This is a genomic window from Paraburkholderia sp. SIMBA_054, assembly GCF_046534875.1.
GTDB lineage: Bacteria > Pseudomonadota > Gammaproteobacteria > Burkholderiales > Burkholderiaceae > Paraburkholderia > Paraburkholderia hospita.
Genome location: NZ_JAWRXV010001466.1, coordinates 1 through 244, shown reverse-complemented (window position 1 = coordinate 244; position 244 = coordinate 1). Strand labels below are relative to the sequence as shown.

Below are 244 nucleotides of genomic sequence, written 5' to 3'. Positions count from 1 at the left end.
CGCGACCACATCTTCCACCGGCGCGCGCACTTCGGACGACACCAGCTTGTCCTTCGTCTGCGCGCTGAACTTCGGCTCCGGCACCTTCACCGACAGCACGCACGAAAGCCCTTCGCGCATGTCGTCGCCCGACGTCTCGACCTTCGCTTTCTTCGCGACTTCGTGATCGGCAATGTACTTGTTCAACACGCGCGTCATCGCTGCGCGCAAGCCGGTCAAGTGCGTGCCGCCGTCGCGCTGCGGA

The 244-nt window shown here is 64.3% G+C and carries 1 pseudogene; it reads right to left on the bottom strand.

Annotated features, from left to right (window positions below):
* Positions 1 to 244: pseudogene (locus SB822_RS59920) on the bottom strand (hypothetical protein); the annotation flags it as partial.